At 70.6% G+C, this 20,922-nt stretch carries 23 protein-coding genes; 6 read left to right on the forward strand and 17 right to left on the reverse strand.

Features of this window, described 5'->3' with window-relative positions; all coding sequences use genetic code 11:
• Window positions 1–908 precede the first annotated feature (908 nt).
• Both ACFY1P_RS28100 and ACFY1P_RS28105 read left to right on the forward strand, forming a co-directional pair.
• The gene (locus ACFY1P_RS28100; RefSeq protein ID WP_390752180.1) at window positions 909–1,685 is read left to right on the forward strand and encodes a response regulator transcription factor; all 777 of its coding nucleotides are present in this window, start codon (window positions 909–911) and stop codon (window positions 1,683–1,685) included.
• Window positions 1,686–1,709: 24 nt separating this feature from the next.
• Window positions 1,710–2,735, forward strand: a complete 1,026-nt coding sequence (locus ACFY1P_RS28105; protein WP_361528064.1) for a LacI family DNA-binding transcriptional regulator — start codon at window positions 1,710–1,712, stop codon at window positions 2,733–2,735.
• Between the two features lie 190 nt (window positions 2,736–2,925).
• On the opposite strand, the gene ACFY1P_RS28110 is transcribed toward ACFY1P_RS28105, so the two are convergent.
• From ACFY1P_RS28110 to ACFY1P_RS28120, 3 genes are read right to left on the reverse strand one after another with little or no spacing between them, the layout of a single operon-like run.
• Window positions 2,926–3,399 carry a GNAT family N-acetyltransferase gene (locus ACFY1P_RS28110; protein WP_390752181.1) on the reverse strand — a complete coding sequence of 158 codons (474 nt, stop codon included), beginning with the start codon at window positions 3,397–3,399 and terminating at the stop codon, window positions 2,926–2,928.
• The gene (locus tag ACFY1P_RS28115) at window positions 3,396–3,575 is read right to left on the reverse strand and encodes a DUF397 domain-containing protein (RefSeq protein ID WP_390752182.1); all 180 of its coding nucleotides are present in this window, start codon (window positions 3,573–3,575) and stop codon (window positions 3,396–3,398) included. Before ACFY1P_RS28115 ends, ACFY1P_RS28110 begins: the two co-directional genes overlap by 4 nt.
• Window positions 3,576–3,584: 9 nt before the next feature.
• Entirely contained in the window at window positions 3,585–4,436 is an 852-nt protein-coding gene (locus ACFY1P_RS28120; RefSeq protein WP_390752183.1) for a helix-turn-helix domain-containing protein, read from the reverse strand.
• Between the two features lie 220 nt (window positions 4,437–4,656).
• Here ACFY1P_RS28120 and ACFY1P_RS28125 point away from each other — a divergent pair, with 220 nt between their 5' ends.
• Together ACFY1P_RS28125 and ACFY1P_RS28130 are read left to right on the forward strand one after the other, a co-directional pair.
• Window positions 4,657–5,154: an ATP-binding protein gene (locus tag ACFY1P_RS28125; protein ID WP_361528074.1), complete on the forward strand. Its 498-nt coding sequence runs from the start codon at window positions 4,657–4,659 to the stop codon at window positions 5,152–5,154.
• Between the two features lie 38 nt (window positions 5,155–5,192).
• Window positions 5,193–5,411, forward strand: coding sequence for a cold-shock protein (locus tag ACFY1P_RS28130; RefSeq protein WP_361528076.1), 219 nt, complete (start codon window positions 5,193–5,195; stop codon window positions 5,409–5,411).
• 151 nt (window positions 5,412–5,562) lie between these two features.
• Here ACFY1P_RS28130 and tgmC read toward each other — a convergent pair whose 3' ends face one another.
• Genes tgmC through ACFY1P_RS28145 form a run of 3 tightly spaced genes read right to left on the reverse strand, consistent with a single transcriptional unit; the run spans window position 5,563 to window position 8,006 of the window.
• On the reverse strand, window positions 5,563–6,762 hold the full coding sequence (gene tgmC / locus ACFY1P_RS28135; protein ID WP_390752184.1) for an ATP-grasp peptide maturase system methyltransferase: 1,200 nt from the start codon (window positions 6,760–6,762) through the stop codon (window positions 5,563–5,565).
• Window positions 6,759–7,736, reverse strand: a complete 978-nt coding sequence (gene tgmB / locus ACFY1P_RS28140) for an ATP-grasp ribosomal peptide maturase (protein ID WP_390752185.1) — start codon at window positions 7,734–7,736, stop codon at window positions 6,759–6,761. Before tgmB ends, tgmC begins: the two co-directional genes overlap by 4 nt.
• 3 nt (window positions 7,737–7,739) lie before the next feature.
• Window positions 7,740–8,006, reverse strand: a complete 267-nt coding sequence (locus ACFY1P_RS28145; RefSeq protein WP_390752186.1) for a putative ATP-grasp-modified RiPP — start codon at window positions 8,004–8,006, stop codon at window positions 7,740–7,742.
• Window positions 8,007–8,183: 177 nt separating this feature from the next.
• Between ACFY1P_RS28145 and ACFY1P_RS28150 the strand changes: the two genes are divergently transcribed.
• Complete coding sequence (locus tag ACFY1P_RS28150; protein WP_390752187.1) at window positions 8,184–8,471, forward strand: DUF6087 family protein; 288 nt, start codon at window positions 8,184–8,186, stop codon at window positions 8,469–8,471.
• Between the two features lie 81 nt (window positions 8,472–8,552).
• Here the strand turns inward: ACFY1P_RS28150 and ACFY1P_RS28155 are convergent, their stop codons facing one another.
• On the reverse strand, window positions 8,553–8,915 hold the full coding sequence (locus ACFY1P_RS28155) for a nuclear transport factor 2 family protein (protein WP_390752188.1): 363 nt from the start codon (window positions 8,913–8,915) through the stop codon (window positions 8,553–8,555).
• Between the two features lie 274 nt (window positions 8,916–9,189).
• Here ACFY1P_RS28155 and ACFY1P_RS28160 point away from each other — a divergent pair, with 274 nt between their 5' ends.
• On the forward strand, window positions 9,190–10,056 hold the full coding sequence (locus ACFY1P_RS28160) for a LuxR C-terminal-related transcriptional regulator (protein ID WP_361528080.1): 867 nt from the start codon (window positions 9,190–9,192) through the stop codon (window positions 10,054–10,056).
• A gap of 543 nt (window positions 10,057–10,599) precedes the next feature.
• Here ACFY1P_RS28160 and ACFY1P_RS28165 read toward each other — a convergent pair.
• From ACFY1P_RS28165 to ACFY1P_RS28210, 10 genes are all read right to left on the reverse strand, one after another.
• Entirely contained in the window at window positions 10,600–12,030 is a 1,431-nt protein-coding gene (locus ACFY1P_RS28165; RefSeq protein WP_390752189.1) for an amino acid permease, read from the reverse strand.
• Between the two features lie 64 nt (window positions 12,031–12,094).
• Window positions 12,095–12,550: a MoaF N-terminal domain-containing protein gene (locus ACFY1P_RS28170; RefSeq protein ID WP_390752190.1), complete on the reverse strand. Its 456-nt coding sequence runs from the start codon at window positions 12,548–12,550 to the stop codon at window positions 12,095–12,097.
• 57 nt (window positions 12,551–12,607) lie between these two features.
• Window positions 12,608–13,474, reverse strand: coding sequence for a tyrosinase family protein (locus ACFY1P_RS28175; RefSeq protein WP_361532079.1), 867 nt, complete (start codon window positions 13,472–13,474; stop codon window positions 12,608–12,610).
• A gap of 12 nt (window positions 13,475–13,486) precedes the next feature.
• Complete coding sequence (locus ACFY1P_RS28180; RefSeq protein WP_361532082.1) at window positions 13,487–13,924, reverse strand: tyrosinase family oxidase copper chaperone; 438 nt, start codon at window positions 13,922–13,924, stop codon at window positions 13,487–13,489.
• Between the two features lie 45 nt (window positions 13,925–13,969).
• Window positions 13,970–15,496 (reverse strand): FAD/NAD(P)-binding protein, encoded by a 1,527-nt coding sequence (locus ACFY1P_RS28185; protein ID WP_361532085.1) that lies wholly within the window; start codon window positions 15,494–15,496, stop codon window positions 13,970–13,972.
• Window positions 15,497–15,548: 52 nt separating this feature from the next.
• A complete protein-coding gene (locus tag ACFY1P_RS28190; protein WP_361532088.1) occupies window positions 15,549–16,541 on the reverse strand; it encodes an ABC transporter permease in 993 nt (330 codons plus the stop codon).
• 30 nt (window positions 16,542–16,571) lie between these two features.
• Window positions 16,572–17,372, reverse strand: coding sequence for a class II aldolase/adducin family protein (locus tag ACFY1P_RS28195; protein WP_361532091.1), 801 nt, complete (start codon window positions 17,370–17,372; stop codon window positions 16,572–16,574).
• Window positions 17,373–17,708: 336 nt separating this feature from the next.
• On the reverse strand, window positions 17,709–18,533 hold the full coding sequence (locus tag ACFY1P_RS28200; RefSeq protein WP_390752191.1) for an SAM-dependent methyltransferase: 825 nt from the start codon (window positions 18,531–18,533) through the stop codon (window positions 17,709–17,711).
• Between the two features lie 261 nt (window positions 18,534–18,794).
• Window positions 18,795–20,174: a sensor histidine kinase gene (locus tag ACFY1P_RS28205; RefSeq protein ID WP_390752192.1), complete on the reverse strand. Its 1,380-nt coding sequence runs from the start codon at window positions 20,172–20,174 to the stop codon at window positions 18,795–18,797.
• A complete protein-coding gene (locus ACFY1P_RS28210) occupies window positions 20,171–20,905 on the reverse strand; it encodes a response regulator transcription factor (RefSeq protein ID WP_361532100.1) in 735 nt (244 codons plus the stop codon). Before ACFY1P_RS28210 ends, ACFY1P_RS28205 begins: the two co-directional genes overlap by 4 nt.
• Between the last annotated feature and the right edge of the window lie 17 nt (window positions 20,906–20,922).

Consider the following 20,922-nt stretch of genomic DNA (forward strand, 5'->3'; position numbering starts at 1 on the left):
CCTGCGGCGGGCGGCCTCAATCGCCGGCCGGGCTTGGGTGTGTGGTGGGTGCCGGGGGTGGGGCCTCCGGGCTGAGGACCTGGAACGCGGTGCGGTTGCCGTGAGGCGTGTTGATTGCCGTGAAGTCGCACCGCGTTCCAGAACCCCACCCTCCGACCCCACCCCCTCCCGCCGGTGGGCGTCATGAAGGCCCGTTCCGGGCAACCACCAGCCCGTCCGGCTTCGGGTACGCCAGTCTTGTCTTTTCGCCGGGCGCGCCATGTTTTTGTTTTTCAGCCCGTTGGGGGCACCTCTGGGGGGCACCCCCGGACGGAGTCTGGGGGAGGTAGCTGGGGGAGTTTGAGGACGCGGCCGCAGGCCGCTCCCGCCGCAGGCGGCAACGGGCGTGCAGGTCGGGGTCTGGGGCGGAGCCCCAGTTTCGGGAAGGGGCGGGGTAGGGGGAACAAGCCCGCCGCAGGCGCCAACCATCCCGCAGCCGGGGTCTGGGGCGCGAGCCCCGGTCGGGAAGGGGCGGGGTAGGGGAACAAAGCCCGCCGCAGGCGCAAGCAACCCGCACCCATGCCCCCGTGCGCCCCCCACGCATCCACCAGGCAACGTCAAGCCCAACCCCCGATGACCACCCGAAGTGACCGACGAGACACAAGGTCGAGCAAAATCGCACGGACCCACCGACCCCCCGTGGGCTATCCTGCTGCGCAGAGAGGATCCGGGCAGAGCAGCCCCCGGATCCTTTTGTGCATTCAGACGGGTGCGCAGCAAGAAAACGTAAGAAGCAGAGCCGCATACTCCCCCAGTGCGTCAGCCTGGGTGGTACCCCCTTCGCAGGGACCGAGGAGGACCGACGTCATGGGCGAGCGAAGCGCGCGCGACACCCGGAAACGTACGACGACCCCGGCAGGGGGCGGCCGATGAGCTCTCTGCTGCTCCTTACCAACGCCCTCCAGCCGTCGACGGAGGTGCTGCCCGCCCTGGGCCTGCTCCTGCACAGCGTGCGGGTGGCCCCGGCCGAGGGGCCGGCGCTGGTGGACACCCCCGGGGCCGACGTCATACTGATCGACGGCCGCCGCGATCTTCCGCACGTGCGCAGCCTCTGCCAGCTGCTGCGCTCCACCGGGCCCGGCTGCCCGCTGATCCTCGTGGTCACCGAGGGCGGGCTGGCCGCCGTCACCGCGGACTGGGGCGTCGACGACGTCCTGCTGGACACCGCGGGCCCGGCCGAGGTCGAGGCGCGGCTGCGGCTCGCGATGGGCCGCCAGCAGATCTCCATGGACGACAGCCCGATGGAGATCCGCACCGGCGACCTGTCCGTGGACGAGGCCACCTACAGCGCCAAGCTCAAGGGGCGCGTGCTGGACCTCACCTTCAAGGAGTTCGAGCTCCTGAAGTATCTCGCCCAGCACCCCGGCCGGGTCTTCACCCGGGCGCAGCTGCTCCAGGAAGTCTGGGGCTACGACTACTTCGGCGGCACCCGGACCGTGGACGTCCACGTGCGGCGGCTGCGCGCCAAGCTCGGGCCCGAGCACGAGTCCCTGATCGGCACCGTCCGGAATGTCGGGTATCGCTTCGTGCTCCCCGAGAAGCCGGAGAAGGCCGCCGACCGCCCCGAGGACCGCAAGCCCGACGAGGGGACCCCGAAGGAGTCCGGGGCCCCGGAAACCCATGGTGCTCGACCGGCCAAACACTAGGTGGACCCGCGTAGACTGCCGCGCGTGGCCAAGGTGACGCGGGACGATGTGGCGAGACTGGCGGGGACGTCGACCGCGGTGGTCAGCTATGTCATCAACAACGGTCCGAGGCCCGTGGCCCCGGCCACGCGCGAGCGTGTCCTCGCCGCGATCAAGGAGCTCGGCTACCGCCCCGACCGCGTCGCCCAGGCCATGGCCTCCCGACGGACGGACCTCATAGGCCTGATCATCCCGGACGCCCGGCAGCCGTTCTTCGCGGAGATGGCACACGCCGTCGAGCAGGCGGCCGCCGAGCGCGGCAAGATGGTCCTCGTCGGGAACTCCGACTATCTCGACGAGCGCGAAGTGCACTATCTGCGTGCCTTCCTGGGCATGCGGGTCTCCGGCCTGATCCTCATCAGCCAGGGCCCCAGCGAGCACGCCGCCGCCGAGATCGACGCCTGGGACGCCCGGGTCGTCCTGATGCACCGCCGCCCCGACGCCATCGACGACGTGGCCGTCGTGACCGACGACGTCGGCGGCGCGCAGCTCGCCACCCGGCACCTCCTGGAGCACGGCCACCCCTACGTCGCCTGCCTCGGCGGCACGGAGGAGACCCCCACAGTCGGCGACCCCGTCACCGACCACGTCGAGGGCTGGCGCCGGGCCATGCGGGAGGCCGGGAAGTCCCTGGAGGGCCGGCTCTTCCAGGCCCCCTACAACCGCTACGACGCCTACCAGGTCGCCCTGAAGCTCCTCTCCGGCCCGGACAGGCCGCCCGCGCTCCTCTGCGCCACGGACGACCAGGCCATCGGCGTCCTCCGCGCCGCGCGCGAGCTCCGCATCGACGTCCCCCGCGATCTGGCCGTGGCCGGCTTCGACGACGTCAAGGAGGCGGCCCTGACCGACCCGCCCCTGACCACCGTCGCCTCCGACCGCATCGCCATGGCCCGTGCGGCGGTGGATCTGGTTCTGGACGACGGCCTCCGGGTCGCCGGCTCCCGCCGTGAGCGCCTCAAGCAGTTTCCTTCGGCGCTGGTCGTTCGCCGCTCTTGCGGCTGCGGCGGCTGACGCTCCCATCAGGGCTGCCCCCTTCCTGGGCGCCCGGCCCGTTCGTACTCCGCCGCCACGCGGTGGGCATCGTGAAGGTGCCCTCCTCGGTGTGCTCGCTCAGCAGCACGGTTCCCCCCGTTTCTCCGGCCCGTCGTCCAGCGATTTTCCACGGTAAGGGCGACCACTGACAACGGGGCCGTGACCGACATCAGCGCAGGTGGCGGCGCATCTCGAAGTGGGCCATGAGCAATGCGGGTACGGGCCGGAAGTCCTCGCCGCGCGTGAACCCAAGGCGCTTGTAGAGCGTCACGGCGGGGTGGTTGGCGGCGCCGGTCGTGACGACGACGTTGCGATCGGGGACGATCTCGTCGAGCAGATGCGTCAGGAGCTTCGCGGCCAGGCCGCGGCGGAAGAATTCCGGGTCGACGCAGAGTCGGTCGATCTCGACGGGCTCGGTGTCGTTGCGCCAGGCGACGAAGGCGGCGAGTTTGCCGTCATGGGTCGCGCCCAGCCAGTGGAGTGGCTGGGCGCGCATTTCTTCGAGGGTCTCGCGCAGGGCGGGAATCCCGTCGAAGGCGATGAGTTGGGCTTCGACGGCGTACGCGCGGCGGCTCACGTGGTGGGCTGCGACGGCGGTCTGCTCGTCGCTCATGTCGAGGCGGCTCAGGCGGAACTCGGTCAACGAATCTCTCCCTTCAGCATGCGGATGAGAGTGCGGAGTTGGGTGGCGGTGAGGGTGAGGACGGTGCCGGGGTTGTCGCTCTCGCGGAGGAGCAGGCCGGAATCCGTGGTGGCTATGGTCAGGCAGTTTGACGAGTCACCGCTGTACGAGGACTTTTTCCAGTCGTAGGTGGACACGGGTACCTCTCAGGTGCTGCGCGCGATGCGGTGAATGAAGTCTCTGGACGGTGCCGGCTTGAGGGCGTTGCCCTCCAGGCGATCCAGCACGGTGCGGTACTTGTGGAGTTCGGCCTCCGCATCGAGGAATTCGCAGCCGTGGTGAACGTCCAGTTGCACGGTGTCCAGTTGGGGAACGGCTCCGTATACGTAGTCGATCGGCTGACCGTTCCCTGAGAACGATCCGCTGCCGAATGGAAGGACCAGCAGGGTCACGTTGTCGAGTTCGCTCATCTCAAGGAGGTGTTCGAGCTGTGCACGCGAGATGGCAGGTCCGCCGTACTGCATTCGGAGTGCCGCCTCGTGGACGACTGCCGTGTACTTGATCAACGGCTCGCGGTACAACGTCTGCTGCCGCTTCATCCGGTACGAGAGTCGGTGCTCGACCTCGTAAGCCCTCAACGGTGGCACGACGTCCTGGAACAGAGCGCGGGCGTGATCCACGGTCTGCAACAGACCAGGAATGTGGATCGTGAGGGCCACACGCAATTCCGCCGCGTGATGTTCGAGTTCGGCAAGGTCCACCAGGGTGGCGGGCAGCAGCTCGCGGTACTCGTCCCACCAGCCGCGCGTACGACCGCCGGTCATGTCGGCCAGGGCATCGACCAACGGCTGGTCCGAGCAGTTGTAGTTGCTGGCTATCGCCCGGACGCGGTCCGCGCTCACCGCGTAGCGCCCGGCCTCGATCATGCTCATCCGCGCCTGCTGGAAACCGAGGCGCGCCGCAGCCGCCGTGGAAGACAAACCCGCGCGCTCGCGGAGCTTGCGCAGCTCCGCGCCGAGGCGGCGTTGTCTGAGCGTCGGAGTGTTGGTTGGTGGCATCTGCCCCTCTGCCCGTTGCGCATCGTGCAACTCGTCACCCCCAAGGGGGAATTCGGAGCTATCTCATCGATCGACTATTAGATCTATCACAGGTTGCTCTACCTTGTGACTCAGGCCACTACCGGCCCGCCGCGAAAGCGGAAGCGCACCGCCGTGCCTGGCGGCAACCCACCGCGCGGCAATCACACCGGAACGCAACCACCTCCTCCAAGGAGCCGCCATGGCAACCGTATCCCCGGAGAACCCCTGGTCGTACACGCTCAACCTGCCGAACGACCCACGCTCCGCGTGGATCGCCCGTATCACCCTGCGCGGTGTGCTCAGCAGCCACGAGCTCAACGAACTACGCGACGACGCCGAGCTGTTGACCTCGGAGCTCGTCACCAACGCCTACCGCTACTCCGACGGCGCCGTCGAGCTGCGGATCCGTGAACTGGCCGGGAACGGCATCCGCATCAGCGTCTGGGACACGAACCCCGAAGTGCCCGCGCCGTTCGAGCAGCCCGCGCTGCGGCCGGTCGCGCCACGCCGCCTCGACACCACGTACGGACGCGGCCTGTTGATCGTCCGGCGCTGCGCGGACAACTGGGGGAGCACGTCCTTCGGGCACCGCTGGTACGGGCCGGGGTTCCGTGGCAAGTGGCTGTGGTGCGAGCTGGGGCTGGGCGCGGGGAAGGCCGGTCGGGCCAAAGCGACCCCCATTGTCAGTGGTGCGTGAGACGGTGAAGCCCAGTCCACCGACAGTGAGGAACCGCCATGGCTGCCAAGATCGCCGGTCACGTCAAATGGTTCAACGATGCCAAGGGCTTCGGCTTCATCAGCCCGGTGGACGGGAGCAAGGACGTGTTCGTCCACTTCTCGGCGATACAGACCAACGGCAACGGCTTCAAGTCGCTGGCGGAGGGCCAGGGCGTGGAGTTCGAGATCGAGGCGGGTCCGAAGGGCCCGTCGGCGGTGAACGTCATAGCCGTCTGAAAAGTGAGCGTCGCGTGGTCGTCGTGATCGTGTGCCAATTGCATGTCGGCAAGCTAGGACGATCACGGCGACGCACGCGCACGACTCTCGGCAAGTCCCCCTGACTGCACGCGTATTGGTGGCCGCCCGGCAGGGCGTTCGAGCCGTGTCGTCAGGGCTTCGGCAGCGACAGCTCGCGCATCTGCGGGTGACGCAGGTGCTGCCCGTCGCCGTGGACATGCAGGGTGAACCTCTCCGGCCCTGGCCGCCCGGCGGCGTCGTACTCGGTCAGCACGTTCTCGATCCGTTCCCACAGCCGGATCGGTCCGCCCTCGCGCACGACCCATGCGCTCCCGTCAGGGGTAAGGGTGGCGGCGGAACCGGTGACGGTGTCGACCAGGTGCACCACCTCTCCGACCGTGACCATTTGCGCGTCCGGCACAGCGCACTGGGCGAGGAACCGCAAATGGAACGCTTCCTCGGTGGCGGCCGTGATTCGCTCGGGGGCGTGCCGGGCCGCCCGTCCGGTCTCCGGCAGGCCGGCGGCCCAGTGGGCGGGATTGCCGAACGCGGGCGCCGTGTGCGTACGCGCAGCCATGAACGAGACTGTGCGACCCAGTAGTCGGCCCTCGGCGGTGCCGTCACTGTTCACGCTCAGCAGGACGCGGGCGTATCCATAGAGCCAGCCGGAGAGGGTGAGCAGGATCTTCCCGCCCGGCCGGGCCTGGGCAGGCAGGGCGGGCGGGACGGCGCGGAAGGAGCAGGCCGCCACGATCCGGTCGAAGCGTGCTTCGGGCCAGTACCCGTACAGCCCGTCCGCCACCGCGAGGGTGGGGGTGTAGCCACTGTCGTACAGCGCGTTCGCTGCCTGCTCGAGTCGGTGCGGATCGACCTCGATGGAGGTGACGGCCGCGGAGCCGAGGCGTTCGCAGGCGAGTGCGGTGGAATAGCCGGTGCCGGTGCCGATCTCCAGCACCGTGTGGCCTTCCTGCACATCTGCGTCCGCCCACATCCGCACGACCAGCGACGGCAGGGTGGACGACGAGGTGGGCGCCCCGCCGTGCTGTACGGCCGGCTGCTTCCAGTTCGGTTCGTCGCCGTCGAATTGGGTGATGAGCGTGGTGTCGGAGTACGCGGCAGCCAACCACCGGTCGTGGTCGAGCTCGGCGGTGACCGGCTCCCACACCGTCAGCCCCTGGCCGTCGCGCCCGTCGGCGGGCAGGTAGAAGCCGGGCACGAACCGGTGGCGGGGCACCGTGGAGACCGCCTTGCGCCAGCCCGGCTCATCGAGGACGCCGTCCCCGGCGAGCTTGTCGGTGAGGGCCTCGTGCAGTCGGGCCGCGTCGGTCTCCTGGCCGTCGGTTGTGCTCATGGCGTGCTCCGTTCCGCGAGGAGGCGTGCGAACGCCTCTGTGATGTCGTCGGCGTCGGGCAGCCAGCCCCATTGGCCGTTGGGATTGCACTCGATGAACGTCCAGTCCCCTGCCCCCTGACCGTCGCCGGTGAGGGCGAAGTCGAAGCAGCCGAAGACCAGGCCGAAGGCGCTGAGATAGCGGTGCAGCGCGGCCACGACGGGCAGCGGGACGGTGATGGACGTGTGGATCAGCTCGTCCCAGTTGCCACGGCGCCAGTCCAGTGCGCCGTCGGGAGCGGCAATCCGCTGAGCGAACGTGCGGCCGCCGACGATGGTCACCCGGACGTCGCCCGTCTTCGGGATCTCGGCCTGGAACAGGTGCGCGGTCACCGCGATGGACTCGTCGAAGGTCTCGGGGTCGACGCGCTGGGCCCAGATGGCGCCGGTGTGCCCGTCCTCGCTGGAGGGCAGGCCGCGGAAGGTCTTGTAGATGACCGGGCCGTGCTCGGCGGCGAAGTCCCGGGCATGTCCGGCGTCGTTGGTGACGAGGGTCGGCGGGATGGTGAGGCCGAGCCGGGCGGCCAGTTGCAGCTGGGCGGGCTTGAAGTCCGCGCGGGTGACCGCCGAGGGATGGTTGACGTAGGTGGCGCCTTGCAGATTGTTCAGGATGCCGCCGAGCCCGTGGCGGGCCTCGGCGGTGGCGAAGTCGCGCTGTTGGGCGGGCAGATGCCGGTATCGGGCGGCGTAGGGGGTGGGGCGGCGGTAGTACACCGCCGCCACCTCCCCCAGCTCCACCTCCCGGCTGCCTGTGACCAGCCTCCCGGACCAGGCCGGCCCTCCGGCCCCGCCGACGCGGGCGCCGAAGGTCAGGCCGGGGCCGAGGTCGGCCGGGTCGACGCGGGCGACCGGTACCTCACGCTCGTTCAGCGCCGCGATGACCCGGTCCGCGGTGATGTCTTCGAGCGCGGTGACGACCAGGACGGTGGAGGCCATGGATCAGTCCGACTCGTAGTCGGTGGTGTGGTCGTCCTGAGTCTGCGGCTGCGGAGTCTGCCCGTCACCGCCCCCGGACATTGACGCGGTGCCGGTCGTCTTCGACGAGCCGTGCTTGCCCATCTCGACCGGCCGGCCGACGGCGTCGGTATAGCGGGCGGTCTGCGTGGCCGCGTCCAGCTCTACCGCCGCGTACGAGGGCGGGCCGACAGGCAGTCGGTCGGTGACCAGCCCCATCGCCCACGGAACTTGGGGTACGAGGTTCGCCATGAGGTGTCCTTCCCCTTGCCGTTCGAGTAGCCGGATGGCTGCCGGGAAACAGAATCCGCCCATCAAGGCGTGTCTGACCAGTACCGCAGGGGGCGCGAGGCGCACGTAGGCACGGGATCGTGCGGCCGATCTTGCCGCAGGGTGTCCACCGCTGTCGCCGCCTGACACCATCTGGCCATGGGCAAGCACTCCCGACCCGGACCTCCGAACCAGCCGTCCCGCGCTTTCCCCCACGTCGACGCCGACGACCGGCTCGCGCCGTACGACAGGCGCCGCCGCCCGCCGCTGGACGAACGCCGCCGCCACCGACCGCTGCACGGCGGCGCCGGCCACCTCTGCCCCGGCGAGCCGCGGGCCCTGGAGGAGTGGAACGGCTTTGCGTACGAGCCCGCGGGCACAGCGGCGAATCTCGCGGCGGCGCGGAAATGGGTGAACGAATTGGTATCCGGCGAGTCCGCCGTGTGACGGGTTTACCCACGGCCCGGTTGTTCGGACGCGCTCGCGTGGAAATGCCTTGTACGAGCGGCCCGTTGCGGCAGTCGTCGCTCAGCCGAGTTTCGAGACGTGGTACTGGCGGATCCGCCAGGCGTCGTCGAGGTGCTGGGCGACCACGGAGAGGCGCACGGGCAGGTGGCCTCCGGACGCGTCGGTGAAGGTGACGGTCGCGAAGCCGCTGATGGCCTCGGCGTCGACGGTGCGGGAGTGGAGGGGCTCCACGGCGGCGGTCATGCCGGCGGGGACGTTCTCGTAGTAGGTGGTGATCTCGGCGCGGCCGACGAGCAGCCGGGGGGAGAGGCCCTGGAAAAGGGCGTCCTCGGCGAAGAGGCCGACGATGTCCTTCACCCGGTGTTCATCGAAAGCGACCCGCCACTTCTCCAGCAGGCCCGCCAATACACCAGAGCCGGTCATTCGCTCCTCATTCCTTCGTATCCAAGGTTACGTGTTTGTGCAACTAGCAGTATGTGTCGCCTCGAACCGATGCATCTTTGATTGAAAGGTGCATAATTGCGCCATGCAGGATCACGCAAGGCAGTTCTTGGGGGAATGCTGCAGCGGGTCGCACCCTGCCGACGGGGCCGATGCCCTGTGCGGCGAGGGACTGACGCGCTATCGGCAGGCCGTGGTCAAGGGATGTACACCGAAGGAGGGGGCTCCGCAGTGTCTGTTGCGGAAGGGGTTGCTGGTGACACCACCGGACGACCCGGACATTCTGGTTCCTGTCGCACCCGAGGTGGCGCTGGCTGAGCTCGTCCGCCCCATCGAGGAATCGCTGGAGCGGCAGCGGATGGACGCGCAGAGCCTCGCCGGGGCGTTCGTTCCGGTGCACGCGATCTACACCGCCGCGAAGCGGGAACACCAGGGCTGGGCGATGCCGATCCACGGGGAGCGGGTCATCAACTCCACGCTGGTGCACGCCGTCCGCTCGTGCCAGGACGAGCTGATGACTGTTCAGCCGGGGGGCGAACGGCAGGTCTACGACCTGGAAGACCTGGACCACGTACGCCGCCGGACACGGCACCGGAGCCTCTACCAGCACGCGGTGCGGACCCAGTCGGCGACCATGCGGCACATCGAGGAGATCGTGTCGGTGGGCGGCGAGGTCCGCACGCTCGACCGGCTCTTCGACCGGCTCGTCGTCATCGACCGGGCGGTGGCGTACGTACCGGGCGACGACGCCCGGCGCACCACGGCCCTGGAGATCCGGCACCCCGCCATCGTCTCCTTCCTCGTCCAGGTCTTCGAGGAGGCGTGGGAGCGGGCCACTCCCGTGGTCGCGGCGGCTCCGCGGACTCTGGAGCCGGTCGTCACGGATGAGACGCAGCGGGCGATCATGCGGATGTTGGTGGCCGGTTACACGGACGATGCGATTGCCCGGCGGTTGGGGATCAGTCGGCGGACTGTGGCTGGGCGGGTGAGTCGGATCTCGGCGTCGCTTCGGAGCCGTAGTCGGGCGCAGTTGGGGTATCTCATTGCGACGACGGGGATGCTGCCGATGGATGACGGGCTGTCGGAGGATGGCGGTATGGCTGAGGAGGAGCTTTCGGCTTGAGCGGGGCTTAGCTTGTGCGCGGGTGGGGGCCGTTGCGCCTGCGGCGCTCTGTTCCCCCACCCCGCCCCTTCCCGAAACCGGGGAGACCCCGGACCCCAGCGCCCTGCGGGCGCGTCCTCAAACGCCGGACGGGCTGGATGCGGCTGGTGTGGGCTCAGCCCCCGCAACACGCTTCGCGCGTTGTCCTCAAACGCCGGACGGGCTGATTTCAGGGACCGTGGTCCGAAATCTGCGGGCCGCAGGCTGCGGACTACGGTCGCCAATCCAGCCCGTCCGGCGTTTGAGGACACGCCCGCAGGGCGTTCCCGCCGCAGGCGGCAACGGACCCGCGCTCGGGGGTCTGGGGCACGCGCCCCAGTTTCGGGAAGGGGCGGGATAGGGGAACAAACCCCCCGGCCCGCACCCGAGCACGGGTCCGGGGCGGAGCCCCGGCCGCGGCGGAGCCGCGCATCAGATGCTGTGGGAAGGGGCGGGGCTGGGGAAGAAAAAACCGCCCCAGCCCCTGGTCGGGGGAGCCCAGAGACCGGGGCGGAGTCAGGCCGGCTACGCCCTGCGTCGGCGTAGCGCCGCGACGCCCAGAAGGAGAAGCACCAGCAGCGCCGACCACGCAAGCTGATCGCGGGCCTTGGCATCCAGGGCCATCAGGACCAAGAGCACCACGATGCCCGCCACGGCGACCCAGGACAGATACGGAAAGCCCCGCATCCGCACCACCAGCGCCTCCGGCGCCTCTCGTTCCAGGCGGCGGCGCAGCACCAAGTGGGCCACGGCCACCGTCAGCCACATGAAGAGCATCGCCCCGCCCATCGCCTTGGCCAGGAACGGCAGGATCCGGTCGGGCCAGCCGTAGTCGAGGGCGATGGCGCAGAAGCCGAAGGCGGCGGAGGCCGCCACCGCGAGGCGGGGTGCGCCGCGTGGCGAGGTGCGTAGCAGGGCCCGGGGGGCGTCGCCGCGGGCGGCCAGGGAGTGGGCCATGCGCGAGGCTCCGTAGAGGTTCGCGTTCATCGCCGACAGCAGGGCGATGAGGACGACGACCTCGATGAGCCGGCCCGCGCCGGGGACGCCGAGCCGGTCGAGTACGGCGACGTAGGGGCTGCGGCCGGGCTCGGCGGAGTCCCAGGGCAGCAGGGCGACGATCACCGCGATCGAGCCGAGGTAGAAGAGGCTGATGCGCCAGATGGCGCTGTTGACGGCCTTGGTGACCGAGCGGGCGGGGTCGCCGGACTCGGCCGCCGCCATGGTGATGACCTCCATGCCGCCGAAGGCGAAGACGACGGCGAGCAGTCCGGCGACGATGCTGTGCCAGCCCTGCGGGACGAAGCCGCCGTGGCCGGTGATGTTGTCCAGGCCGGGGGAGGCCACCCCGGGCAGGCCGCCGCACATCGCGGTGACGCCCAGCGCGAGGAACGCGATGATCGCGGCGACCTTGATGCCCGCGAACCAGAACTCCGCCTCGCCGAAGGACGCGACGGAGAGCATGTTCGTCGTGGTGAAGACGGCGAGGGCGACCACGGCGATGGCCCACTGCGGGACGGCGGGCAGCCACTGGTGGAGGATGCCCGCCGCGGCGATCAGCTCGATGGCGATGGCGATGACGGTCACCCACCAGTAAAGCCAACCGGCGGTGAAACCGGCCCACTTGCCCAGGGCGCGTTCGGCGTAGACGGAGAACGAGCCGCTGGCGGGCATGTTCGCCGCCAGCTCGCCGAGCATCCGCATGACCAGCAGGGCCAGGCCGGCGGCGAGCGCGTACGAGACGATGATGGCGGGCCCGGCGACGCGCAGTCCGGTGCCGGAGCCCACGAAGAGCCCGGCGCCGATGACGCCGCCGAGGGCGAGCATGGTCAGGTGCCGGGGGCGCAGGCCGTTGCCGAGCTCCCCGCCTTCCTGCCGGCCGTCCTGGCCCGCCGTACGGAGAGGCGCGGGCGGCTGGTGTCCGGCCTCGGCCGGTGCCTTGGTCGCTTGAGCGGCCATGGGAGATATCGCTCCTGGGGAGAGAAAGGCGCGGGCGGGGCCGGTCCGGCCCCGCCCACGGACATCACTGCGCGGAGACGCGCTCCAGCTTCGCGGTGTGCAGCTCGCCGGTGCGGCCGCCGTCGGGGGTGCCGTACGTCCAGTAGATGCTCACCGTCTTGGTGCGCAGGTCCATGACGTGGCTGACGGTCATGCCGGACGCCTCGACCCAGTTGACGAAGTACAGGCCCTCGCCGACCTCGCGGACGGTGAGCTTCTCCTGGCCGCTCTTGCCCGCCAGGGGTCCGGCCAGCGCGGTCCAGTTGAGGGTCGTGCCGTCCGCGGAGTAGGAGTTGCGCAGAACGGCGCCGTTGTCGAGGGTCAGCACATAGGTGTGACCGGCGAAGGCGGGCGTGGTGGCGCGGACGGACGCGGCGGGCACGGCGGCCGGGTCGGCGGGCGCGGCCTGGGCGGCGCCCGCCGCGCCGAGGGCGATCAGGGCGGCGGCCGCGACGGCCGGGACGGTGTGGCGCATGCGCATGGGGATTCCTCTTCTCAACTCATAGGGAAATACGGGTGGTTGATCAGGTTGAGCGCATCATTCCGCGTAGCGGTAGAAGCGCTCGTGGTCCAGGAGCTCGGACGGCCGTACGCCCCACGGGTCCATGGGCTCGTCGAGGCTGATGACCCGCCCGAACTGGGGATCCCCGGCGGGCACCTTCTTGCGCGGCTCGTAGCTCGCGCCGGGGTGCTTGCGCTGCCAGCGGGCCCAGACCAGGTCGATGAAGGTGTGGTGGAGCCAGAAGACCGGGTCGTTCGGCGAGGTGCCGCCGGTCATCTGGCCGCCGACCCACAGGTGGACGCGGTTGTGATTGGTCCAGCCGCGGTCGGCGCCGACGGTCCAGCCCTCCATCTTGTTGCGGAATCCGGCCGTGGTGACGGTGGAGTCCCAGGGGGCGGAGTCGTAGACCGGGTCGTCGACGGCGTGGGCCAGCTCCTGCCGGGTGGGCAGGGCGACGGGGTCGCCGGGGCGGCCGAGGTTCCGCATCAGGAACTTCTCCTCCGTCACCCCCACATTGATCGGCCAGTTGCCCGCCGCGTAGGCGAACGGGCCGGTCATGACCTGGCCGTCGGAGGCCCGGCCGGTGCCGCCCAGGAAGTCGTCCGCCCACAGCGAGGAGGTGGGCGACGGGTCGGCGGTCCAGTCCCAGTACGGCAGCGTCACGTCCGGGTCGATGGACCGCAGGTCGCGCTCGAACTCCAGCAGGAAACGGCGGTGCCAGGGGAAGAACGAGGGCGACATGTGGCCCACCCGCACGCCCGCTTCGCCGTCGGAGACGAAGAACTTGCCGTGCAGCTTGACGTATTCGTCGTAGCGGCCGCGGCGCTTGAGCTCCAGCAGGGCGGCGACGAACTTCTTCTTCTCGGCGCTGGTGAGATTCTTCTGGTTCTTGCGTGTGTACACCGGTGCTCCGGATCAGTGGTGGTGCGTCGTGGCGAGCGACAGCTGCGACGTGCCGATCTGGTCGACGGCGGCGCGGGCGACGGCGAGCGGCGTGGGGAACGACTCGTAGTGGTTCACCAGGCTCAGATAGGAGCCGTCCGCGCGGCGCATCACGTGCAGCTGGCGCCCGTCGATGCTGATCTCGATGCCGGGCCCGGAGGGCGCGGCCGCGGCGCCCGCGCGATAGGCGGCGGGCCGCGCGCCGCAGGTGGAGAGCGTCCTGCCCTGGATGCGGCGGCCTCGGTAGGTCTCCTCGAAGGAGTCCGTCACGACGTCCGGGCCGGCGTTCGCGGCGGCTGTCTCCTCGGCTTCGCCGGCCATGACGACGGGCGCGAGTGCCGCGCCGGTACCGGTGACGACGGCGGCGGTGAACGCCGTCATGAGCACATTTCTGCGGGTGACCGTGGTCATCCTGGTGTATCCCCCGTGATTCTTTTTCGGTGTGGTGCTGGTGGTTCAGGCCGGGCAGGCGCGCGCGGCCTCGACGTCCTCGGCGATGGCGCGGACGATGTCGTCGGCGCGCTCGGCCACCGAGGGCATGCCGGAGGTGAAGAACAGCGTCCCGGCGCCCAGGTCGCCGATCGCGTGCATGCGCCGGTGCACCCGGCCGTGGCCGGCGATCCGGCTGGTGGACGGCTCGATGCGCAGGCCGCCGGAGGGGTGGTACTCCGCCGCCTCCTCCTCGACGAGCGACTCGACGAAGGGGTGGGCCTCGACCGGGACCCGGTGGGAGGGCGCGCTGACCGCGTTGACCACCACGTCCGTCTCGTAGCTGTCGTCACCGACGGCGACGTGGAAGCCGTCCCCGGCCAGCGGCTTGACGTTCCACAGGCCGCCCGTCACCCGCAGCCGGCCCTCCTCGTGCAGCCCGATCAGTGTGCGGGCGTTGGCCGGAGGCATCGGGCAGCACAGGCTCATGATCGCCCGGTAGTGGTTCTCGCGGATGTACTCCTGGTCCTCCGCGCGCAGCAGCGTCCAGGCGTCGGGGCCGCTCTCCGGGATCGCGTGCTGCATGATCCGCATGCCCAGGTCCGTGGAGTCGATGTTCTCGTACTGCCGGACCAGCCGGGCGGCGGGATCCTCCTTGTCGATGGAGAACAGCTCGGCCAGCACCCCGGCCGGGCCCGCGCCGTGCGCCGCCAACTCGTCGTTCAGCAGCCCGAGAAGCTCGCTCAGCCCGATCCGGCCGTCGGGGCTCCCGGCCGCCAGCGCCCGCAGCGATGCGGGCGTGAAGTGCCGCAGTTCCGGGTGGACGGGGCGCTGCCGGACCGCCGGGAGCGCGCCGTTGCGGGACGCCATGGTGATCCGCCCCCGGTGGCCGCGGGCGGCCAGGGAGACGACGACGTCGACGGCGGCGAGACCGGTGCCGAGCACGGTGACGTCGGCGGTCTCCGCGATGGCGGGCAGCGTCCGGGTCAGCGGGTACGGGTCGCCGTGGAAGCCGGGGGTGCCCGCCAGGTCGTAGTGGTCGGCCGGGCGGCCCGCGCCGACCGAGCAGATCACGTAGTCGAAGGTCTCGGTGCGGCCCCCGGCGGTGGTCAGGACGACGTCGTCCGCCCGCTGCCGGGCCCCGACGACGGCGTCCTTGACGACGGTCACCGGCCAGTCGCCCTGGGCGAGTTCGGTGCGCGCCTGCTCGGCCGTCCGCTCCAGATAGCTGCCGAAGACGTGGCGGGGCGGGAAGTGGCCGTCGGCCGCGTAGTCGCCGACGCCGTGGGAGAACCCCGTCTCGCCGAGCCAGCGCAGGAAGCTCTCCGGGTCGTCCGTGCTCGCCGACATCTCCGAGGGGATGATGTTGGCCAGCACGGAGTCGACGTCACGCTGATAGGCGCGGCCCCGCCACAGATTGTCCGAGGGCTCGAAGACGGTGACCGCCCCGGGGCCGCGCCCCGGAGTGCGGGCCAGCCGGTCCAGCAGGCAGACGGCTGCCGCTCCGCCGCCGACGATGCCGACGCGTATCCGCGGCCGGTCGCTTGCGTTCATGGTCGTGATCATCTTTCGGTTACGGGAAGGGCGTGCGAGGAGGGAAGGGGCGTCAGCCCACGGGAACGGTGACCGGGGCCTCGGTGGCCGGGGCCGCCTCGGGAGCCGTCCGGCCGCTCGCACGGCGCGCGGCGAGGAAGAGCAGGGCCAGGCCGATCAGCGACCAGACCACCAGCACCAGCAGGGGTGCGCCCGCACCCGCGCCGTGGAAGGAACCGGCCGAGCGGAAGAGCGTGGCCGCCGCGCCCGCCGGCAGGAACTGGCCGATCGTGCCCAGCGGTTGGGGCAGCATCTCGGGCGCCGAGGACATGCCGGACAGCGGATTGCCGACGACGAACATCAGCACCGCGCCCACCGCGATCCCCGGCGGGCCCACCAGCGAGCCGAAGCCGCTGATGACACCGACCATGGCCAGCTCCAACAGCGCTATGACACCGGCGTTGACGAAGTAGTCGCCGGGCAGCACACCACTGAGGTGGGTCAGCATCAGCGAGCTGAGCAGACCGGACAGCACGGCGAAGCCGACCAGTCCGAGGAGCTTGGCGCGGGCGTCGCGCACCTTCAGCACGAACAGCAGGCCCGCGATGACAGCGGTGATCAGCAGCGGCAGGAAGCCCATGGCCATGCCGGAACCGTGCTTGTCGTCGGCGTCGGCCGGGACCACGTCGGTCACGGCGACCGGCTTGCCCGTGAGCTCCTGCGCCTGCTGGGTCAGCGTCTGCGCCACGGTGGGCGAGGCTGCCGAAGCCACGTGCAGCTCAAGGCCCTTGGGCGTGGCGATGAAGGCACCGTAGGCGGCACGGTCCTTGATCTTGCCGTCCGCCGTGTCGGCGTCGGCGGCCGTGGTGATCTCGTACGCACCGGGCGCGGCCTTGCGCAGCGAGTCCGCGAGGTCCTCGCTCGACGACACCACGAGCACCGGCAGGTCACGCGGTTTGGCGTGCGAGGCGGTCCACGAGAACCAGCCGCCGATCACGAACTGCACGACCGCGACGATGATCAGAATCTTGCGCGCTTCCACGCGCGGAGCGGCTGACGCACTCATCGATTACCCCAACTCCCTTGCGTGGACGGACTATTCATCGAGCAGGTCGGGCTGTTCTGCGGTGATCTCGTCCCACATGATCTGGAAGCTGAACCGGCCGAGCTGCTCGTCGCCGAAGCCGTCCCGGGCCAGCAGCGCCTGCTCGTGGCTCATCGGCACGGGCTTGCCCGCGGAGAGGGCGAGCAGCTGCACCTGGGCGCAGCTCTCGTAGGTGAAGAACCAGTGCACGGCCTCCTCCAGCGAACCGCCGACCGTGATCAGGCCGTGGTGGCGGAGCAGCATCGCGCGCCGGTCGCCGAGCCGCTCGGCGATGTCCTTGCCGTGCTCGACCGAGATCGCCGGGCCGTCGTAGTCGCCGTAGAGGACCTGGTCCTGATAGAACGCCGCCGACTCCTGGTCGTAGGGCTCCAGCAGGCGCTCCAGGGCGCCGAGGGCACGGGCGTGCACGGTGTGGCCGTGCGCGATCGCGTTGGCCTCCGGGCGCTCATGGATCTTGGAGTGGATGGTGAAGGCGCTGGGGTTGACCTTGCCCGTGCCGTCGACGACCCGGCCTTCTGCGTCGACGCGGATCAGGTCGCGCACCCGCACCTGGTTGAAGGACAGCCCGAAGGGGTTGACCCAGAAGGTGTCGAGATCCTCCGGGTCGCGCACCGAGATGTGCCCCGAAATGCCCTCCGCGTAGCCCGCCTTGCCGAAGAGCCGCATGGCCGCCGCGAGCCGCTGCTTGCGGTGGCGGCGCTCCTCGTCCGGCGACGTGAACTCGGGGTCGGCGGGGATCGGCAGCCCGGTGTGCGTGTCGGCGAGATGGTTCGCCGAAGTGTCCGTTGACACGGGTCGAGTCTCCTGGTGAAGGTCGGTGAAAGCCCGCCGGGGCATGGTCGTGAACGCCTGCGGGGCAATCCGGAGAAGGGTGGCCCGGAGTGACGTGGGGGCTGCCGGGCCGGGAGCGGGTCACGCCTCGGGGGCGTCCGCTCCTGCTCACGCATCTTGTCCCGGCGGCGCGGCGAAAATCAGCCGCAAATGGCTCTTTCGCGCTGCACGATGCGGAGTTTCACAGATGCGCAGGGGCTCTATTGCGTGTCATACCAGGGCAAATCGCCCTGAGGGAGGTTTGGTTTCGGCATGCTCGGGCCCGGGGCGGGCGCGCGCTCGCCCCGGGCCCGGGTGTCACGCCCGCGTCGCGTGGAAGATCCCCCACACCATGAGCCCCTTGCGGCAGGCCGCCGCCACCTGGGGCAGACTCCGGCGCAGGCCGTCCAGATAGGTGGCGTTGACGGAGGCCGCGAGGGTGGGGGAGGGGGAGAGGACCTCCTCGGTGAGGCGGTCGTAGTGGGTCTGGAGGTGGTCGCTGAGATCCTCGAACGACACGTCGGCGAGCGGCAGTGTCCGCAGCTGCTCCTCGTAGAAGCCGAGCGTCGCGAACTCCTCGATGGCCAGCCGCTCCGTGAGCGGGCTCAGTTCGCCGGCCGGGGCACCGGCGGCGGACATGAAGTCGGTGAAGACCAGATGCCCGCCGGGCCTCAGGACGCGGACGGCCTCGCGCAGCGCCGTGGGCCGGTCGCCGCTGTGGCACAGGGCGTCCTGCGACCAGACGACGTCGAACGTGCCGTCGGGCGCGGGGACGTCGTGGAAGGAGCCGGTCACGACGTCGATCAGGCCGTCCAGGCCCCGCGCGATGTTGATCTCGCGGTTCCGGCGGTTCTGCACCTCGCTGATGTTGAGCGCGGTGACGCGACAGCCGTACCGCTCGGCGAGCTGCCGGGCGGCGCCGCCGTAACCGGAACCCATGTCCAGCACGGCGCGGTCCGCGCCCAGCGCGCCGGCGGCCTTGGCAGCCATCCGCTCGACGGTCCGGCGGGCCGCCACCGCTACCGCTTCGTGCGCGTCGGTGTAGATCCCTACGTGGATGTTCTCGCCACCCCACGCCTGGGCGTAGAAGCCGTCGACGTCGCTGGTGTCGTAGTACGTACGTGCCACATTGTCCTCAGCCATGGGGCATATCTAGGCAAGGCTTGAGCTGTGCAAACCCCCGGGTCAGAGACCGGGCGGAGCCACCGCCGCCCCCGGCAGCCGTACGGATGCCACCGCGCCGCCGCCCGGTGCAAACCCTTGGCGGGGCCGGCGGATCTTTGTCGGCTGCGGGCCGCCTGCGGCGGGGGCGGCCTGCGGCCGCGTCCTCAAACTCCCCCAGACTCCGTCCGGGGGTGCCCCCAACGGGCTGGATTTGCCTGATGTGGGTGCGTCCTGCACCGCCTAAAGCCCCGGCGGAGCCACCGCCGCCCCCGGGAGCCGTACGGATGCCACCGCGCCGCCGCCCGGTGCCGGGCCCAGGGACACCTCGCCGCCCGCCTGGCGGATCGTGCGGGCCACGATCGACAGGCCCAGGCCGCTGCCCGGGAGGCTGCGGGCCGACGGGGAGCGCCAGAAGCGGTCGAAGACGTGCGGGAGTTCGTCGGCGGGGATGCCGGGGCCGTGGTCGCGTACGGTCAGTTCGCCCCCGGTCAGGGTGACCTCCACCGTGCCGCCGGGCGGGCTGAACTTCACCGCGTTGTCGAGGAGGTTGACCAGCGCGCGCTCCAGGGCCGCCGGTTCGGCCCGTACGAACCAGGGGTCCATGCTCACCGCGAACCTCAGGCCCGAGCCGCGCAGCCGGGCCCGCTCCACCGCGCGCCCGACCGCCTCGTGCAGGGCGATCACCTGCACCGGGCCGCCGTCCGGCGCCGCGTCCGGGCGGGAGAGCTCCTGGAGGTCGCCGATCAGGGCCGCGAGCTCCGTCATCTGTGCCTTGACGCTGGTGAGGAGCGCCTTGCGGTCCTCCGGGGGGATCGCCCGGCCGGTCTCCTCGCTCCGCACGAGCAGGTCGATGTTGGTGCGCAGCGACGTCAGCGGCGTACGCAGCTCGTGCCCGGCGTCCGCGATCAGCTGCTGCTGGCGGTCGCGGGAGGAGGCGAGGGCCGCCGTCATCGAGTTGAAGGAGCGGGACAGCCGGGCGATCTCGTCCTCGCCGTCGACGGGGATGCGCACCGCGAGGTCTTCCGTGCGGGCGATGTGCTCGACCGTGTCGGTGAGCCGGTCCACGGGCCGCAGGCCGGCGCGGGCGATGCCCAGGCCCGCGGTGGCGGCGCCGAGGACGCCGACCCCGGCGGTGAAGGCGAGGACGAGGGCGAGCTTGTTGAGCGGCTTGTCGATGTCGCTCAGCGGCTGGGCGATGGAGACCGCGTAGACGCCGGGCACGTTGCTCGCTGAGGTGGCGACCCGCATCTCCTGGCCGTTCTTCGCCCGCCCGTCGTGCAGCACCGTGTCCTGGCCCTGCGCGACCGCCAGATCCGCCGGCGAGACCTCGACGGGCGACTTCCCCGGCGTGGTGCAGATCGCGCCCCGCGTCGTGATGATCTGGAAGGTGTACTGACTCGGGGTCGCCCGCGTCCCCGCGCCACACGTGCGCTGGAGGTCGACGACCGTCTCGTCCGTCGGCCGGACGTTGGTCAGCGTGGTGTCCCGCTGCTGTTCCAGCTGCTGCTTGAGGACCACCCAGGACACCCCCGCCACCGCCGCGACCGCGACGGCGACCGCGGCCGCCGAGAGCAGCGCGAGCCGTGAGCGCAGGGGCAGCCGCCGGAAACGACCGGTCATTCGGATCCCCCGCTGTCCGCGCGCAGGACGTAGCCGACGCCCCGCACGGTGTGCACGAGCCGTGGCTCGCCGCCCGCCTCCGTCTTGCGACGCAGGTACATCACGTACACGTCCAGGGAGTTGGAGGACGGCTCGAACTCGAAGCCCCACACCGACTTCAGGATCTGCTCCCGGGTGAGGACCTGCCGCGGATGCGTGAGGAACAGCTCAAGCAGCGTGAACTCCGTGCGGGTCAGCTCGACCGGCCGGTCGCCGCGGGTCACCTCGCGCGTGGTGAGGTCCATGTGGAGGTCGGCGAAGGCGAGCGTGTGGGAGACCGCCTCCACGGCCGCCGCCGCGTAGGAGCTGCGGCGCAGCAGGGCGCGGATCCGGGCCAGCAGCTCGTCCAGCTCGAAGGGCTTGACCAGATAGTCGTCCGCCCCGGCGTCGAGGCCGGTGACGCGGTCGCCGACGGTGTCCCGGGCGGTGAGCATCAGGATGGGCACAGTGACACCAGAGGCGCGCAGCCGGCGGGCGGCGGTCAGGCCGTCCATCCGGGGCATCAGCACGTCGAGCACGATCAGCTCCGGGTCGTAGGCCGTGACCTTCTCCAGCGCGTCGAGCCCGTCGACGGCCAGCTCCGTGCCGTACCCCTCGAAGGCCAGGCTGCGGCGCAGCGCCTCACGGACGGCGGGCTCGTCGTCCACGATCAGGATGCGGGCGGGCTGGTCGCCGTGCTCGGCGGGGCTCATCGGCTTACCTCACGGGT

The sequence above is a fragment of the Streptomyces sp. NPDC001407 genome, from assembly GCF_042895325.1.
Taxonomy (GTDB): domain Bacteria; phylum Actinomycetota; class Actinomycetes; order Streptomycetales; family Streptomycetaceae; genus Streptomyces.

Bases quoted from the DNA above. Each gene is read 5' to 3' on its own strand.
- ACFY1P_RS28100 (WP_390752180.1), top strand. From the start codon at position 909: ATGAGCTCTCTGCTGCTCCTTACCAACGCCCTCCAGCCGTCGACGGAG.
- ACFY1P_RS28120 (WP_390752183.1), bottom strand. From the start codon at position 4,436: ATGCCACCAACCAACACTCCGACGCTCAGACAACGCCGCCTCGGCGCG.
- ACFY1P_RS28125 (WP_361528074.1), top strand. From the start codon at position 4,657: ATGGCAACCGTATCCCCGGAGAACCCCTGGTCGTACACGCTCAACCTG.
- ACFY1P_RS28130 (WP_361528076.1), top strand. From the start codon at position 5,193: ATGGCTGCCAAGATCGCCGGTCACGTCAAATGGTTCAACGATGCCAAG.
- tgmC (WP_390752184.1), bottom strand. From the start codon at position 6,762: ATGAGCACAACCGACGGCCAGGAGACCGACGCGGCCCGACTGCACGAG.
- tgmB (WP_390752185.1), bottom strand. From the start codon at position 7,736: ATGGCCTCCACCGTCCTGGTCGTCACCGCGCTCGAAGACATCACCGCG.
- ACFY1P_RS28145 (WP_390752186.1), bottom strand. From the start codon at position 8,006: ATGGCGAACCTCGTACCCCAAGTTCCGTGGGCGATGGGGCTGGTCACC.
- ACFY1P_RS28150 (WP_390752187.1), top strand. From the start codon at position 8,184: ATGGGCAAGCACTCCCGACCCGGACCTCCGAACCAGCCGTCCCGCGCT.
- ACFY1P_RS28155 (WP_390752188.1), bottom strand. From the start codon at position 8,915: ATGACCGGCTCTGGTGTATTGGCGGGCCTGCTGGAGAAGTGGCGGGTC.
- ACFY1P_RS28165 (WP_390752189.1), bottom strand. From the start codon at position 12,030: ATGGCCGCTCAAGCGACCAAGGCACCGGCCGAGGCCGGACACCAGCCG.
- ACFY1P_RS28170 (WP_390752190.1), bottom strand. From the start codon at position 12,550: ATGCGCATGCGCCACACCGTCCCGGCCGTCGCGGCCGCCGCCCTGATC.
- ACFY1P_RS28180 (WP_361532082.1), bottom strand. From the start codon at position 13,924: ATGACCACGGTCACCCGCAGAAATGTGCTCATGACGGCGTTCACCGCC.
- ACFY1P_RS28185 (WP_361532085.1), bottom strand. From the start codon at position 15,496: ATGAACGCAAGCGACCGGCCGCGGATACGCGTCGGCATCGTCGGCGGC.
- ACFY1P_RS28190 (WP_361532088.1), bottom strand. From the start codon at position 16,541: ATGAGTGCGTCAGCCGCTCCGCGCGTGGAAGCGCGCAAGATTCTGATC.
- ACFY1P_RS28200 (WP_390752191.1), bottom strand. From the start codon at position 18,533: ATGGCTGAGGACAATGTGGCACGTACGTACTACGACACCAGCGACGTC.
- ACFY1P_RS28205 (WP_390752192.1), bottom strand. From the start codon at position 20,174: ATGACCGGTCGTTTCCGGCGGCTGCCCCTGCGCTCACGGCTCGCGCTG.
- ACFY1P_RS28210 (WP_361532100.1), bottom strand. From the start codon at position 20,905: ATGAGCCCCGCCGAGCACGGCGACCAGCCCGCCCGCATCCTGATCGTG.